Below are 15,367 nucleotides of genomic sequence, written 5' to 3' on the forward strand. Positions count from 1 at the left end.
GGTATAAGTGAAACAGTATTTGAAGGTTGACGAATGGTCTATTATCGAGGAAAGCTTCGATCCTATCAATCATGAAATTTCAGAAAGTATTTTCAGTATCGGAAATGGATTTATGGGGCAGCGTGCCAACTTTGAAGAGCAGTACAGCGGTCCTTCTCTTCAAGGCAGCTACATGGCTGGCGTGTACTATCCGGACAAAACCCGTGTAGGCTGGTGGAAGAACGGTTACCCAGAGTATTTTGCCAAGGTCCTGAACTCCACCAACTGGATCGGGATTGATGTGTTTGTGGGGGGTACGGCTCTCGACCTCGCGAAATGCAAGGTAACTGAGTTCCGCCGCGAGCTCAACATGAAGGAAGGCGTTCTGATCCGCAGCGCTGTTGCCGAAATGGAAGATGGCAAGCAGATCAAGATCGAATCCACCCGTTTCGTAAGCATTGCCCGTCATGAGATCGGTGCGATCCGTTATGCGGTAACTCCGCTGAACTTCTCCGCTCCTATCCGTCTGACTGTGTACCTGGACGGCGATGTGAAGAACAAGGACTCCAACTATGAAGAGAAATTCTGGAACGAAGTAAGCAAAGAAGTGTCCGCGGGTTCCGCGAACTTGACACTGAAGACGAAGAAGCTGGACTTCCACGTGACTTCCGTCATGACTTACGATGTATTCAAGAATGGGGAGAAGCTTGACCTAACTCCTTCAACAGTGGAAAAAGAAAAATACGTCGGCAATGATGTTACCATTCAAGCTGAACAGAATGAAGAAATCGTTGTCTATAAATATGTTGCTAATGTGACCTCCCGTAACCACGGCCTGGGTCAATTGGTTGAAGTCGGTTCCAAGTTACTTGAAGAAGCAAGAACTGCCGGATTTGACGTTCTCCTTTCCGAGCAGGTAGCAGGCTGGGCTGACAAATGGAAAGAAAGTGACATTATCATCGAGGGTGATGTGTCTGCGCAGCAGGCAATCCGCTTTAACATTTTCCAATTGAATCAGACTTACAGCGGCGAAGACGATCGCCTTAACATCGGACCGAAGGGCTTCACCGGCGAGAAATACGGCGGCAGCACTTACTGGGATACCGAAGCTTACTGCGTACCGTTCTACCTGAGCACAGCAGATTCTTCTATCGCACGGAACCTGCTAATCTACCGTTATAAGCACCTGGAGAAAGCTAAAGAGAATGCCCGCAAGCTCGGCTTCACCAAAGGTGCCCTCTATCCAATGGTAACTATGAACGGTGAAGAGTGTCACAACGAGTGGGAGATCACTTTTGAAGAGATCCACCGTAACGGTGCGATTGCTTATGCGATCTATAACTATGTTAATTATACAGGTGATAAATCATATCTCGGTCAATACGGCCTTGAGGTTCTGGCTGAAATCTCCCGCTTCTGGGAAGAGCGCGTGAACTATGCACCACGCAAAGATCAATACGTGATGCTCGGCGTAACCGGCCCGAACGAATATGAGAACAACGTGAACAACAACTGGTACACCAACCGTATCGCTGCATGGACGATGGAGTATACACTTGAAGTTCTGGACTACCTGAAAGAGAACGAGACATCCCGTTACAACGAGCTGGTTGAGACTCTGAAGCTTAAGCCGGAAGAGACTGATAAATGGAAAGACATTATTGCCAAAATGTACTACCCTGCGGACGAAGAGCTTGGAATCTTCCTGCAGCAGGACGGCTTCTTGGACAAAGAGATTATCCAAGTTAAAGACCTCAAGCCTGAGAACCTGCCGATCAACCAGAACTGGTCTTGGGACCGCATCCTTCGTTCTTGCTTCATCAAACAGGGTGATGTCATTCAAGGTCTGTACTTCCTCAGCCACAAATATGACCTGGAGACCAAGAAACGGAACTTCGACTTCTACGAGCCATTGACCGTTCATGAGTCCTCCCTGTCTCCGTGCCTGCACTCCATTCTTGCTTGCGAGCTTGGATACCAGGAGAAGGCTTACGAGATGTACCTGCGTACAGCAAGACTGGATCTCGATAACTACAACAATGACACCGAAGACGGCTGCCACACTACAAGTATGGCGGGAACCTGGATGTCTGTCGTTCACGGCTTCGGCGGCCTTCGTGTAGAGAACAATGAGCTTGTATTGAAACCGTTCATCCCAGGTCACTGGAAATCCTTCTCGTTCAAAGTGATGTTCCGCGGATCCCGTCTGAAAGTCAGCGTGTCTGACAAGGATATCACGGTATCCAACGAGACAGAGACGCCTGCAGCGATCCGTATCTTCGATCGTGACTACACCGTTAGCCCACTTGGTATGATCCAAGTTGAGAACGCAGTAGTGAATGCATAATTAGTAAAGGAAGGGTGCCACTTGGGCATCCGATGACGGAACGTTCCTGCGATCGCTGTTGCTCGCGAATTCCCTGATTGATATGAATTTGTAGGAATTCGCGAGCAAAGGCGAACGCTTCGCTTCTCCGGAATCGTTTCCGTCCTCTCCGCTTTCTCAGCGGAGCCTTTAACCAAATAGCATTACTACCCTTGTACTACATCGTGGGGTAGTATGGAAGCACCCGGGAGCCAATTGGCTCCCGGGTGTTTTTTCGTCGTTCAAGCAGCACGTGAGACAGCTGGGGCTTTCTAACTATGAAATTTATGGAAGAAATATCCGAAATAAACAGTATACCTATTTTACATACATAGAGAAGAATTAGACTGGAGGGAAATTCATGTTCGCCGATGATTTGCAATTGGCTGCGGAGAAGCAACAAATGGTGAGTGTCAAAATCCAGGATGGACGAATCCTGATTGGACTGCCACAGATGTCCCAGCAGGAGAATCGTGTCAGGATTGTCGATGAAGGAGGGGCCATAACCATCCCCTTTGAAGACATTGTTCATGTGATGAGACTGATCAACTTCTCTTGACTACCCAACCCTATATTGAAGACCACGAGCCGTGAAGTGGCCCGTGGTCTTCTTGGCATACATGATTAATAACAGGAGCCCAGCCTAAGGCATCTATTGTATACTGGAAATTAGAAGCAGAATAGGAGGCTGAAGCTTATTAATCCGAAGAAGGTAACGTGGCTGGAGCTTTTTTATGATCTGATCTATGTCGTCGCGGTTTCGATCACCGCACATGTGCTCGCCGAGTCTCACGGCGGTCTCATTTCAGGGGAGGCAATCATGAAATATCCCCTCATCTTCATCCCCTTATGGTGGGCCTGGACGGGCTTTACTTTGTATGTCAATCGATTTGGTCAAGATAACCTCGCTCAGCGGGTGGTATACTTCATCCAAATGCTGTTCGTCATCATCATGGCCGCAGGCATCAACATCGATTTTGAGTCCCATTACCTCTTGTTCATGCTGGGTTATGTTGGCATCCGGATGTCCACCGTCTTCATGTATGTGCGGACCTGGATAAGAAGTGACGCTGCTAAGCGCAGGGTTGCCCGTTATTTAGCCTTAAGCTTCCTTACTGGAACGCTCATCAGCTTCAGCTCGGTCCTGTTCCCGGGGCTTATGAAATTCTATGTCCTGTATCTTGGCATATTCCTTGAAATTGCCCTTCCCCTGGCCGGTCGGCACATCCTTCGGCAAATGCCGGTTCATCATCATCACCTGGTGGAGCGTTACGGCCTCGCCACTATTATTTTACTGGGCGAAACCATCCTAGTGATCGTGGATACAATTCGGCATCATCCCATTACCCTGCAGTCGGGATTCGAGCTCCTGCTAGGGTTCTTCATTACCGTGTCCATCTGGTGGCATTACTTCGAGACTTCGGAACAAGTGGAACAGACCGGTGATGGAGCTGGCCATAGGGTGATCTACGGGCACTTATTCACCTTCATGTCACTAGGGATTATCTCTAATGTAATCCGTTATGCGATGAGCCATGAGCTGGCCCTCGGTCCCTTTGCCTGGCTTGCCCTGGCGGGATTAGCTATGTATGTCCTGTCTATGGCCGTTATCTTTAGCCCTCTTCAGAACAAAAAGAGCTTACAGATCTTTAGCCGGCTTGGCTATAATCTGGCTGCTCTAGTCCTATGCGGGATTATTCTGCTGCTGCTTCCCTCTATCTTGAAGGTGTACATGGCTCTAACTCTCTTCTTTATCGTCCATACCTTGATAGCACTGAGGCGACTCGGTAAGAGAATTCAGCGTGACGCGAATTCTAACGGCTCTACTTTTTTCTCATAAATTTCTGCAACAAGAAAATAATCGCAATAATTATGCCTATTAAGATTAACTGAATCACAAGAGAACTTGTATCTATGCTCATACTACCCGCCCTCTCCTAGCGAAAAAAACTGAGTATAATTAAGCCTATTAATAACAAGGGAACTATATAGGCGAAGAAGTATCCGAAATAACGGATCCACTTCGGCATTTCTTTCAGATTTACTTTTTTTGGCGGTCCACCGCCTTCAATGTACTGGAGGTTCGCCATAGGTTCTCGGTTAAAGACTGCTACATCATTGTGCATGGGCTGCTCTTCTGTTTCATGGAGCTTCATCCTGATCAACTCCTATCGTTAATTCTTCGGAATAGTAATGACTTCCTTACGTTTCTCATCAGGAAGTAGTAACGTGAACGTTCCGGTAGACTCCGTCACCAATCCGCCCATTTTTCTTAGATAGGCTGTTCGGGTATATTTCGAATCCTTATCAATACGGCCGTATTCCTCATAGGAAGCATCTCCAAAATACCCGGAGTCATAATAGAGGAAAGGCTTCTTGATGGTTGGAGTTGGTCCTGTCCGGTCCTTGAGCTTGTCCTCTAAAAGCTGCTGCAGCGGATCCTGACCGATCTTCTGGACATGCGCCTGCCAGGTCGCTACGAGAAAGTCATCCTTGTATTCAAACAAGGTTATCGTCTCACTGCCTGCGATCATGAAGAACCGCAGGGCCTCTCCCTCAGGAAAGAGGAACGCGGCGCTGTAATCCTCCTGTTCATGTGAGATTGTTAAAGGCTGATGCTCGTAATGAGCTCCGCTAAATAATGCTGTATCCATTGCAATGGATCTGCTTGTTGATAGATCGCCCTTATAGAGCTTGGCTCGCCCGCTTGGCGTCAGCGGCGATTGAATGGAGACGGTGTGATCGCTCCAAGTCACCTTGTAGCCATATTGCTCCGATATCAATCGCAGGGGGACATAAACTCGATTACTGACCGTTTTGACCGGTACATCAAGTGGAATTGATTCAGCCCCTCTCACGCCTCCGTCAATCCGGGCTGTCTTCTTGCCTACCGTCAAGGATATGGTCTCCGACCACTTGCTAACGGTTGCCGTGTGATTATGTGAATTCCACTGTACGGAGGCTCCCAGCGATTCAGAGACGGCACGAAGTGGGACCATTACCCTCCCTTGCACTAGAATAGGACGGCTGTCCGATTTCAGCGGTTTGTCCTTCACAGTAATACCTATGTCTGTAGCAGCAAATGCTGAAGCATTGAAAGAGAATACACCAAGGATAATAAAGGTATACAACAGTTTTTTCACAACGCCCACTCCTTTCGTATCTATATGATTATAACATTTATGTAATATAAAGGATAAAATAAGTCTAGAAGGTCTGCTCCCTTAGTGGTATAATTACCCAGAATTCTAATTAAATATGTTGAGGTGGTAATTATTTTGGAATCAAATAACCAATCCGTCATCACCGTAGAAACCACTGTTCACTCACCCATTGACAAGGTATGGGAATATTGGACGGAGCCGAAGCATATTACCAAATGGAGTAACGCTTCCGATGAATGGCATGTGCCGAAAGCCGAGAATGATCTAAGAGTGGACGGAGCCTTTCTCACAAGAATGGAAGCTAAGGATGGCAGTTTTGGTTTTGACTTTAGTGGAGTTTATGATGAAGTGCGAGTAAATGAATTTATTGCTTATACCCTTGGAGATGGGAGAAAAGTTACGATCACTTTTATTAGCGAGGGTGACGATACCAAGGTGATTGAAGCTTTTGAGGCTGAATCCACCAATCCCGTCGAGATGCAGCAGGCCGGCTGGCAGGCGATTTTGGACAATTTCAAAAAGTATAGCGAGTGTCTCTAAAGAACGTTCGGATATACGAAAAAATAATGAACATGGGGAAGTGTATATGAGATTAAACCATCTCAATCTAACTGTCAGTGACGTTAAAGCGGCTATGGATTTCTTGGTGAACTATTTCGGATTGCAAATCGGAAGCACACGCGGTAATGGATTCGCTGTATTATTTGATGATGGAGGCTTAGTGCTTACCTTGATGAAGGGGGCACAAGCAGTATATCCAAGTACCTTCCATATTGGCTTCATTCAAGAAAGCGAGGAGCGTGTGAACGAGATCAACGCGCGACTGAAAGATGATGGGTTTGACGTGAGCCCTCCGCAGCGATCTCATGCCTGGACGTTCTATGTGCAAGCACCTGGCGGATTTACGGTCGAGGTTCTGCATTGATATAGAATCAGATTTAAGTTTTCGAAGATACGACGAATCAGATAAGAACGAACTACACCCTTCCGTGCGGAGGGTTTTTTATGTGCCGAAAAGGACAGTTTCGTAGAATAATTTACTTTTTGTGGAATTCAATATACAATACTAGTGGTACCGGAATGTTATTTGCAGTACCAAAGGAGGCCTACAAGATTGAAGCAAAGGATCATTGATGAGACCATCTCATTAATTCAGAAGAAAGGCTTTAACTTTACGATTAGTGATCTGGCCAAGCAGCTGTCCATCAGTAAACGAACGATATATGACAACTTCTCTTCCAAAGATGACATTGTGGAGGAGGTCATTAACCGGCTTATTGGCAAGATCAGAACCAGGGAACAGCAGATCGCTGAAGATCCTGAGCTTAACGAAGTCCAAAAGATCAGATATATCCTGATCTGTGTGCCCGAAGAGTTCGCCATCATGGACTCCCAAAGGCTGGTGGAGCTGAAGCAGTATCATTTTAACCCATGGACTAAGCTAGATACTTTTCTTAAGGATGAATGGGGTGTTGTTCAGGATTTGTTGACCCAAGGCACCGAGAAAGGGATCATCAGGAACATTCATCCTCTCTTATTCACCGAGTTATACTTGGGAGCCATCAACCAAATATATGATGCATCCTCTCCGCTAAAGAATCTATTAACCATGGGAGAAATTCTTGAGTCGGTTGTAAACATTCTGCTCGAAGGTATAGTTGTACCGAAAAATCCTGACTGAGGGTGACTTGTATGTACTTGCACTGGATCTACCTGCTGCTGGCTATTCTATTTGAGGTAGCCGGGACGATTAGCATGAAGCTATCGGCTGGTTTCACCAAATGGCAGCCCAGCCTGCTCCTCGTTGTATGCTATATCTGCAGTCTTATTTTTCTGACACTGACTCTCAAAACAATTCAGGTGTCGGTGGCTTATGCCATTTGGTCGGGTATGGGAATTGTAATGATCACGCTTATCGGCTTCCTGTTCTTTGCCGAGAATATTAATCTGTCTAAGGCGATTTCCATCATCCTTATACTCATTGGCGTGATTACCTTGAACCTTACGGCCGAACGGCCTCACCATGATTCTTCTGTAAGTCAGGCAAATAAATAGGATCCTGTATGTCATTTATATGGAGGGCAATATGAGAGTACTAAAGCCATTTTTTCTAATCACGGACATTGGTTTTATTATCTATTGGATCGTGACTTTCCTGCAGGTTATTCCAGCCGAATGGGCCTTCAAAGATTACCATAATCCTATGATTATGGCCTGGAACTGGTCTTTCCTGCCGCTGGATATCCTGATTTCCGCAACAGGCCTGTTCAGCTTATATCTGTATCGCACAGAGCGTTCTGCCTGGAGAAGCGCTGCATTGATCTCCCTTGTGCTAACCTTTTGCTCGGGTCTGCAGGCTATTGCATTCTGGCTCTTCAGTAACGATTTTGATATAACATGGTGGTTATTCAACTTGTACCTCATGATCTATCCGCTGTTCTTCATCAAAACTTGTCTCCCGGATAGCTCGGAATATCAGGCCGTCAAGAATACATAATCACCACAGCGATACAAGAAGATCCGCCGCCAGAAGGGGCAGGCTGAACCCAATCAATACACCCGCAGCGGTTCTTCTGTTCTTCCTATCCTGCTTCGATTCATTAGCTTGGTGCTGTCTTACCCTATCCCCAGTCAAGAAGTTACCCGAGATTAAAGCCCCAATGATCAGGGAAGCGGAGCCTGCCCACCCCGCAGTCTGTATGAAGAATGCCTCGCTTCCCTTGACCCAGGAAAGAACACCGAGGATTACCGTTGCCGCTATCCCTCCAACCAATCCATATAACTCACGTCTCATTCTTTTCTCCTCTCAGCTCGCACACCATTTTTGGTATATTATAACACCCCTCTCTCTTCTCGTTATCTATGATTGCTAAGTGTATGCGCTCTAATATTATGATAAAATCTTAATAGAGCAGCCTTATGACAAATACGCACGATCAACTAGAACTTCCACGGAAGAACCACCCGAAAGCAGGCTGATGAGATGAATTTGAATGATCTCCATTTAAATACTAGAAATTTATACAAGGATATTCTCCGAAGCTGCTGGCTGATTATTTGCATTTACACTGCCGGGACTCTGCTGGAGCTATTGTTCACGGCTCATGATCATCTCGACTTCTTCTTGCAGGCTACCTGTATTCCAGTCCTTGAAATGACGGTCCTTAATCTGATTATGGGAGTTGTCTTCCGCAGAATAACCCGCTGGATTGAATACTTGCTTATTGCCGGAGTGAATCTGTTCATTAGCATCATTATTATTTCACTATATGAACTGCCTATTGTATTCTACATTCTCATTATTCCGATTCTTCTCTCGCTGTATTTCTACAGCAAGCGTCTGATTATATTTGCTCTGATTCAGGCCATCCTTACGGTCACTCTAATCTATACCTTCTCCACGGCCATCAGGTATGCGCTGGATAAGTCAGAACTCATTATGCTGTTCTCGATGTTCACGGCCACAGCCTTAATTATTAACAGCCTTCGAAAGCATGCTTTCGCTCTGACTCAAGAGCTGGTGAAGGTGACCCAGGAGAAGCAGGATCTGCAGACCCGAAACACTCTTATGGAAAGACTCAACCGGGTTGACTCGGCGACAGGTCTGTATAACCACCGTTCATTTCACGAGCATCTGGTTAATGTTATGGGTGTCTCGGAGGCTTATTCGCTTCAAGTTCATCTCGCCATACTGGACATCGATAATTTCAAGAAGGTGAATGATACCTTTGGTCACGCTGTCGGTGACTCTGTCATTAGCTATGTGGCCACTCAATTAAATGAATTTCTGGATCAAAATGATTTTGCCTCAAGATACGGAGGCGAGGAATTTGCCATCCTGAGTGTCGAGAAGGATACCGCCCAATTCGTAGAGCAATTGGAGGCGATTCGCCTGGCTATCTCCCAGAAGCAGTTTGACTCAATGAATGGATTATCTGTCACGATAAGTATTGGAGTTCAGCGGCTCATGCCGGGGATGAATAAGGAGGATCTATTCCACCAGGCGGACATGGCTCTGTACGAAGCGAAGAAGTCCGGCAAGAACCGCACAATTGTGGTGGGATCTCATACCTAAATAAAAGGAGCCGTCTCCAAGACGGCTCCTGATTTCGTTAAGGGAGTTCAGTTTGCGTTCTAAAGGCTCCGAGAACGAACATTACTCCCATCGCTGTTTTATTCGGATATACAGATTTAATTTCTTTGACTTTCGCTTTGTTATTCATCACTTGGGGAGTTCATTTATCCCAGATCAGACTTACTACCGTACCCTCCCCTAGTCTCGAATGCACCTCAATCCGCCCGCCCATAGCTTGAACCAGTTCCTTCGTCACCGCCATACCCAGGCCGCTGCCTTCCGTCTCGCTTTCGGTACTCAATCCACGGAAATAACGCTCGAACAAGCGCCCGACGGTCTGCCCATCCATTCCTTGACCGTTATCTGTAATGTCAATGCGTACTCCCTCTTTCCGGCTCCCCCCCGACAGCTCAATATGTATGGTTGTATCTAGAGGGTTATGATTAAGCGAGTTCGCTACGATGTTCTCGATAATGCGCTCTAACCACGGCGGATGTATGTCCATGACAATCGGCTCAGCAGGTACGGTGCAGCGAACCCGCCTGTGATCATAAGCCGGATGCTCGGCAGCCCGGGAGACGGAATCCATTAACAGAGCCCCTATATCCCGCTGCTCGAACACAACGGGAATGTCTCCATTTCTAAGCCGGTAGGTGAGCCCGAGGTCATTGATCAGCTTGTCCATATAATTCGTCTTCTCCAGAATGATGGCTGCAAACTTTCGCATCTCTTCCTCAGACCAACTGTACTTCTCGGCGGCCAGCATATGAGCATAACCCTGAACGGAGGACAGCGGCGTCTTCAGATCGTGGGTAACCCCTGCGATCCACTCTTCTCTGTGCAGCTGCGTCTGTTCGGCTGCATCCTGGCCGGTACGGAGCGCCAAGGCTAGATTGCCGACAGATTCGATCACTTCACCAAAAATCCGATTGCCACTGGACTGGAGCCGTTTGTCTTGGTGCCTGTCTTGACGCTTGCCTTGGCGCTTGCCTATCCACTTTCTTCTTCTCCCTCCTTCATACTCGATGATTGGAGAGGGGTCCGTATAGTCGCCGCTTCCTAATCTCTCAATCGATCCGAGAATATGAAGAATCGGTGTTCCGAACCGCCTTGCATACCATGCGGACAGAAAGAAGAAGACCAGCAGAGAAGAGCATAGAAATGCGGCAATCCCGATAATCATCACCTGCACCTCCGGTTGAACGTTCAGCACCGGAAGAGCCCCTTGTTCTCCGTTCTCCATCGGGTACTGAATCAACCAGGTAAGGCCTGTCCTCTTGTCATACCGTGAATCCATTACCGTTCCGTAAATGGCTTGATTCGTTGATCTCACGGCCAGTTCCTGTAGCGTGTAAGATTCAGGGGCATCTGCACGTTTGCTCCAAGCCGCTATCTCTTCACCTTCGCGGCTCAGGACTTGAACCGAGGCCTTCCTCTTAGCTAGCAGAGAGAGGGTGCTTGGGGAGAAGGTGAGACTATGATTCCTCAGTCTCCCATCATCGATAAGCCGCACAAGCAAATCTTCAGTTGGGGCTCGAGAGCCATATAGGAGGGTATATAGGTGCCCTTCCTTTTCTTGAATCCATAAGCCCAGCTTATAGGGGAACGGCTCGCCTCCAATCCAGTAGTCTATCAGCTGACCGGGAACATAGCGGGCGGGCAGATCGTCAGGAGCATTGAACGACTGTATCACATTTCCCTTTGCATCCAGACTCTGCAGCCATCCCCCATCTTCCCGAAGCCTCTTCAATAGAACCGGATCTGCAATCAGCCCCTTCGAATCAATCCTCGAATCCTCAATCAACTTCGATATCCCCAAGGGCGCGAAGCTCCGGTTGAATTCAATCTCTTTGAACCGGGCTAACATCCAGATTACGATGAGGATGGCCAGAATCACCAGCAGGGAACCAGCCACAGCAAGCTGGACAGCGAACCGAAGGGTCAATCGTCTACGGATCATGCTAGGTGACTCCTTTTGGCAGAATCAGCTTATATCCCATACCCCTGATATTCACCAGGTATTGAGGCTTCGATGGATCCCTCTCAATCCTCTCGCGAATACGGTGGATATGAACCATAACAGTGTTGTCGTCATTGTACATATCTTCTCCCCATACACGCTGGTACAGTTCACTTTTGCTGAAAAGCCGATTGGGATTCTTGCAAAGGAACACGAGGAGCTGGAACACCAGGGCAGGACACGGCGAGAGTTGTCCCTCCACTGTTAACGTGGCCTCCAATTCATCTACCTGGAAACGGCCAAAATCGTAGATGCTGCCCGGCGGGCTGCTCTGGGAATTCGCCTGTAAATATCTCCTCAGCTGGGCCCGCATTCGGGCAACGACTTCCAGCGGGTTAAAAGGCTTGGTTATGTAGTCATCTCCACCAACAGCGAATCCCGACAGTTTGTCGAAATCGGAGGTTCTAGCCGTCAGGAACAAGATGGGCGCGTCCGTTGTTCGGCGAATAAAAGGGCAAATTTCAAGCCCGCTCTGGCCCGGCATCATGACATCCAGCAGGATCATCTCATACCGCCTCTGCTCACAGGCAGCGAGTGCAGCTTCTCCATCAAATACCAGATCTATATTGGAGAAGCCCTCCTTGCGAAGCACGGTGGCCATCATTTCCGCAATGGACCGCTCATCGTCCACGATCAGAATCTTGGCATCATTCATTCTTCATCACCCTATCCCCTAGATGCCTCCATTGTATCACGCCCCGCTTACTTCCTGGGCACGGGAATCTTAACGGAATCTTAATTACTATGCCGGATCGGGAGCTGCTGTTAAGGAACAATTTATGTTCCGTTTGATCTGGTGTAAATCTGGTGCGCTATACTTTGCCTTATTAAGTATCCGAGGAGGATCGATATGATCTGGAACAACATGGCGGAGAAGTTCATATACCCAAGATCCCTTGCTGCTCCCCTGCTTATAGCTGTCTTGGCTCTGGGAGGCTGCAGTACGGTTACGGTGGGACAAAAGGAGGCTCAGACAGTGAACCAGCAGAGTAAGGCAGGCACGAACAAGACGGAGAGAATCGGCGGAAAAGAAATTGCGGATCAATTGCTTGCCGGTGAATACGAGCGTCTATACGCCCAGTTTAGCGAATCCTTGAAGTCGGTCGTTACGCTCAAGGATTTCCGTTCCATGGGCCAGACTTTCACCCAAGGTATTCCCTCTTTCAAGCTGTTATCCAGCTTGCGGTTAAATGGCTACGAATCTCTCGTCTGGAACGAACCCCACGGCAGCAGGGGCCTGACGGCAACCATAGATGATAAAGGCTCGATAGCCGGGATTCAGATTCTGGATCATCCCTCGTATTCCGCAACGGATCATGCCTATTCCAAGACGAAATTCAGTTACCCCTTTCAGGGCGATTGGCTGGTATATTGGGGAGGGAATAATCGGTTCCTCAACTATCATTACGAATATGAACAGGTCCGCTATGCTTATGACTTCGTGAAAGTAAAAGATGGCTTCTCCTACGAGGGCGACCCGAAGCTTAACCAGAGCTATTTCGCCTTCGATCAGCCTGTCCTGGCTCCGGCAGACGGGATTGTAGTTGAGGCTATGGATGGCATCCCGGATAATGAACCGGTAGGGACCATGAATGAAGATCAGCCAGCAGGCAATGTGGTGACCCTTCGGCAAAACAATGGGGAATACAGCACCATGGCTCATTTCAAGAAGGGCTCGATTCGTGTGAGGAAAGGCGATGCGGTAGCCGCCGGTCAAATTCTCGGCCAATGCGGCAACTCGGGGAATTCTTCGGAGCCGCATATTCATTTTCAGGTAGCAACCCTAATGAATAACGCCATGACCACGATACCGATCTCCTTCAAGGATGGCAAAAAGCCGATTCGCGGCGACATGGCGGCGGGGAACAAACCTAAATAACAATGATGAGGTGTATTAATGAAGTCCATTTCCAAAAACAAGATCCACACTCCTCACGGAACGATGGAATATGCCCTGTCTGGCGAAGGGGCACCCGCGGTCATTCTCATTAATGGAGGAAGCGGACCTATTGAAGGATGGATGAAAGTCTTTCATGACCTTGCCGATCAGACCCGCGTGGTGGCTTATAATAGGCTCGGGGTAGGCGGCAGCGACAAGCCGTCTTCCCCCCAGGACGGGCAGACTATCGTCACTTCACTCAGACAGCTGCTCCAAGAAATTGGGGTGCGTCCTCCCTACATTCTAGTAGGGCATTCCCTCGGGGGACTATATGCCAATCTGTTCGCCCGGCAGCATCCCGAGGACATCGCCGGGGTCGTGCTGCTCGATTCCAGCCACGAGCTGGATCTGGCCATTAATCAGACTCAGAGCCCGTTCATTAAAGGCCTGAATAAGCTGCTTGGAATCTTCGACTCCCTCTCGGCTCACCGTATGTGGAACGAAGTGAATTATGTAGAGGAGACCGCGCGGCAGATCGCGAAGGCGGGTCCTTTTCCCGAGGTTCCATTGTTCGTAGTCTCCGGGGGTAAGAAGCCGCCGATGATGCCGGAGAGCGCCTTTGCAATCCGCCGCAAAAATCAGCTGGACCTGGTAAGCTTAAGCCGTCAAGGAAAGCACATTATCGCTGCTAACAGCGGACATTTCCCCCAATTCTCGGAGCCAGAGCTTGTCAAACAGGCTATTAGCGAGTGTATACATGCGGCTAGGAACTCTTTGAAATCTAAATAGATAGATTAGTACTCATATCCTTTAGCCTTGGCCCAAATCATAATATCCGCTGGCGCGCCGAACTCATCCAGGTCGGCATTTCGCAGGATGCCTTCCTGTGTGAAGCCCGCCCGCTCGGCAACCCGGCGGCTCGCCTGGTTGCGGGGGCTGCATCTGATCTCCAGCCGCTTGGCCTCCAGGCGGTTTATCGCGAAATCCGCTACGCCCTGAACGGCTTCCTGCGCCAGACCCTGTCCGGTCCGCGAGGTCCTGAGCCAATAGCCAATCTCAAAATTTCGAATCTCCCAGTCGAACCGATGGAGTCCACTGCTTCCAATGAACTGGTTCGTATGCTTATCGAACAAATGCAGAGCCAAATCTGTCCGTTCAAGAAAATTAAGCCTCGCCCTCCGTACATACACCTCAGACTCCTCAACAGTAGGAAGATTCCTGGCAAAAGGGAGCCACGGCTTTAGCTCATTTACACTCTCGCGAATGGCCTCATTAACTAGAACGCCCTCCCCAAACCGGGGAGCCCGTATGATCATGCGTTCGGTCTCGAACTCCTCAGGAAACGAAATTAACATGGGATTGTCCATCTACACACCCTCCTAATTTATAATAGAATCCACAACACCCAAACTTCCTTTCATTTCTAGCATATAGTGTAGAAGCTTCAGAATGAAAGGAAGTGTAGAAATGGGTACAATAAGTCAACGTATACTGCCAAGGCTGGCCCTCTTTGATGAAGAGAATTTTCGTGGAAGAAGAATCGTTTTTAGAGGTAACCTAGCTATTCGTAATATTGAGAGAATCTTTGACGAACCCGAAAGTTTAAGATTTCGGTCCAATGGCCGAGGCGCTACCCTGGTCTTGTTCTCACGCAATAATTTCAGAGGCAGATTTCGGGTCATCCGGGTAAGCAGAAATATTGCTGATTTAGAGAGAGCCGTAGGCTTTGAGGTTAATTCCATTATCATGTCAAGCACCCGATTAACGATAGAAGAAATCAGACTAATTCGGCGCACCGGACGTCTACCCGGCAAATTCCGCATTTTTTAATGCTGTAAGCTTAGAGAATCGCCCTTATACAAGGGCGGTTTTATTATTTCATTTC

At 48.1% G+C, this 15,367-nt stretch carries 18 protein-coding genes; 12 read left to right on the forward strand and 6 right to left on the reverse strand.

The genetic code is table 11. From position 1 onward, the window contains the following. Nucleotides 1-7: 7 nt before the first annotated feature. From EJP77_RS10045 to EJP77_RS10055, 3 genes are all read left to right on the forward strand, one after another. Nucleotides 8-2,326: a glycoside hydrolase family 65 protein gene (locus EJP77_RS10045; RefSeq protein ID WP_127199101.1), complete on the forward strand. Its 2,319-nt coding sequence runs from the start codon at nt 8-10 to the stop codon at nt 2,324-2,326. A gap of 379 nt (nt 2,327-2,705) precedes the next feature. After that, the gene (locus tag EJP77_RS10050; RefSeq protein WP_127199102.1) at nt 2,706-2,903 is read left to right on the forward strand and encodes a hypothetical protein; all 198 of its coding nucleotides are present in this window, start codon (nt 2,706-2,708) and stop codon (nt 2,901-2,903) included. A 162-nt stretch (nt 2,904-3,065) separates the two neighbouring features. Then, nucleotides 3,066-4,184 carry a low temperature requirement protein A gene (locus tag EJP77_RS10055; protein ID WP_281278489.1) on the forward strand — a complete coding sequence of 373 codons (1,119 nt, stop codon included), beginning with the start codon at nt 3,066-3,068 and terminating at the stop codon, nt 4,182-4,184. Nucleotides 4,185-4,281: 97 nt separating this feature from the next. Here EJP77_RS10055 and EJP77_RS10060 read toward each other — a convergent pair whose 3' ends face one another. Then, nucleotides 4,282-4,500: a hypothetical protein gene (locus tag EJP77_RS10060; protein ID WP_127199104.1), complete on the reverse strand. Its 219-nt coding sequence runs from the start codon at nt 4,498-4,500 to the stop codon at nt 4,282-4,284. Between the two features lie 18 nt (nt 4,501-4,518). Further along, the gene (locus EJP77_RS10065; RefSeq protein ID WP_127199105.1) at nt 4,519-5,487 is read right to left on the reverse strand and encodes a copper amine oxidase N-terminal domain-containing protein; all 969 of its coding nucleotides are present in this window, start codon (nt 5,485-5,487) and stop codon (nt 4,519-4,521) included. 135 nt (nt 5,488-5,622) lie between these two features. Here EJP77_RS10065 and EJP77_RS10070 point away from each other — a divergent pair, with 135 nt between their 5' ends. The 5 genes from EJP77_RS10070 to EJP77_RS10090 all read left to right on the forward strand — a co-directional run bounded on the left by EJP77_RS10070 (nt 5,623) and on the right by EJP77_RS10090 (nt 8,005). Beyond that, nucleotides 5,623-6,048 (forward strand): SRPBCC family protein, encoded by a 426-nt coding sequence (locus EJP77_RS10070; RefSeq protein WP_127199106.1) that lies wholly within the window; start codon nt 5,623-5,625, stop codon nt 6,046-6,048. Nucleotides 6,049-6,094: 46 nt separating this feature from the next. Then, a complete protein-coding gene (locus EJP77_RS10075; protein WP_127199107.1) occupies nt 6,095-6,433 on the forward strand; it encodes a VOC family protein in 339 nt (112 codons plus the stop codon). Between the two features lie 189 nt (nt 6,434-6,622). Next, on the forward strand, nt 6,623-7,189 hold the full coding sequence (locus EJP77_RS10080; RefSeq protein ID WP_127199108.1) for a TetR/AcrR family transcriptional regulator: 567 nt from the start codon (nt 6,623-6,625) through the stop codon (nt 7,187-7,189). Nucleotides 7,190-7,206: 17 nt separating this feature from the next. Beyond that, nucleotides 7,207-7,563, forward strand: coding sequence for a DMT family transporter (locus EJP77_RS10085; RefSeq protein ID WP_127199362.1), 357 nt, complete (start codon nt 7,207-7,209; stop codon nt 7,561-7,563). Nucleotides 7,564-7,594: 31 nt separating this feature from the next. Beyond that, nucleotides 7,595-8,005 (forward strand): YvaD family protein, encoded by a 411-nt coding sequence (locus tag EJP77_RS10090; RefSeq protein WP_127199109.1) that lies wholly within the window; start codon nt 7,595-7,597, stop codon nt 8,003-8,005. Here EJP77_RS10090 and EJP77_RS10095 read toward each other — a convergent pair whose 3' ends face one another. Beyond that, nucleotides 8,006-8,302, reverse strand: coding sequence for a DUF5316 family protein (locus EJP77_RS10095; RefSeq protein ID WP_127199110.1), 297 nt, complete (start codon nt 8,300-8,302; stop codon nt 8,006-8,008). A gap of 189 nt (nt 8,303-8,491) precedes the next feature. Here EJP77_RS10095 and EJP77_RS10100 point away from each other — a divergent pair, with 189 nt between their 5' ends. Beyond that, the gene (locus tag EJP77_RS10100; protein WP_127199111.1) at nt 8,492-9,583 is read left to right on the forward strand and encodes a GGDEF domain-containing protein; all 1,092 of its coding nucleotides are present in this window, start codon (nt 8,492-8,494) and stop codon (nt 9,581-9,583) included. A gap of 160 nt (nt 9,584-9,743) precedes the next feature. Here EJP77_RS10100 and EJP77_RS10105 read toward each other — a convergent pair whose 3' ends face one another. Both EJP77_RS10105 and EJP77_RS10110 read right to left on the reverse strand, forming a co-directional pair. Then, nucleotides 9,744-11,543: a sensor histidine kinase gene (locus EJP77_RS10105; protein WP_127199112.1), complete on the reverse strand. Its 1,800-nt coding sequence runs from the start codon at nt 11,541-11,543 to the stop codon at nt 9,744-9,746. A 1-nt stretch (nt 11,544) separates the two neighbouring features. Then, a complete protein-coding gene (locus EJP77_RS10110; RefSeq protein ID WP_127199113.1) occupies nt 11,545-12,258 on the reverse strand; it encodes a response regulator transcription factor in 714 nt (237 codons plus the stop codon). Between the two features lie 195 nt (nt 12,259-12,453). On the opposite strand from EJP77_RS10110, the gene EJP77_RS10115 reads away from it, so the two are divergent. Together EJP77_RS10115 and EJP77_RS10120 are read left to right on the forward strand one after the other, a co-directional pair. Continuing rightward, on the forward strand, nt 12,454-13,482 hold the full coding sequence (locus EJP77_RS10115) for a M23 family metallopeptidase (RefSeq protein WP_127199114.1): 1,029 nt from the start codon (nt 12,454-12,456) through the stop codon (nt 13,480-13,482). 18 nt (nt 13,483-13,500) lie between these two features. Next, the gene (locus EJP77_RS10120) at nt 13,501-14,271 is read left to right on the forward strand and encodes an alpha/beta fold hydrolase (RefSeq protein ID WP_127199115.1); all 771 of its coding nucleotides are present in this window, start codon (nt 13,501-13,503) and stop codon (nt 14,269-14,271) included. A gap of 5 nt (nt 14,272-14,276) precedes the next feature. Here the strand turns inward: EJP77_RS10120 and EJP77_RS10125 are convergent, their stop codons facing one another. Beyond that, nucleotides 14,277-14,849, reverse strand: coding sequence for a GNAT family N-acetyltransferase (locus tag EJP77_RS10125; protein ID WP_127199116.1), 573 nt, complete (start codon nt 14,847-14,849; stop codon nt 14,277-14,279). A gap of 100 nt (nt 14,850-14,949) precedes the next feature. Between EJP77_RS10125 and EJP77_RS10130 the strand changes: the two genes are divergently transcribed. Then, entirely contained in the window at nt 14,950-15,312 is a 363-nt protein-coding gene (locus EJP77_RS10130) for a hypothetical protein (RefSeq protein ID WP_127199117.1), read from the forward strand. Nucleotides 15,313-15,367 lie beyond the last annotated feature (55 nt).

It is taken from the genome of Paenibacillus zeisoli, from assembly GCF_003994465.1.
In the GTDB taxonomy this organism is placed as follows: Bacteria; Bacillota; Bacilli; order Paenibacillales; family Paenibacillaceae; genus Fontibacillus; species Fontibacillus zeisoli.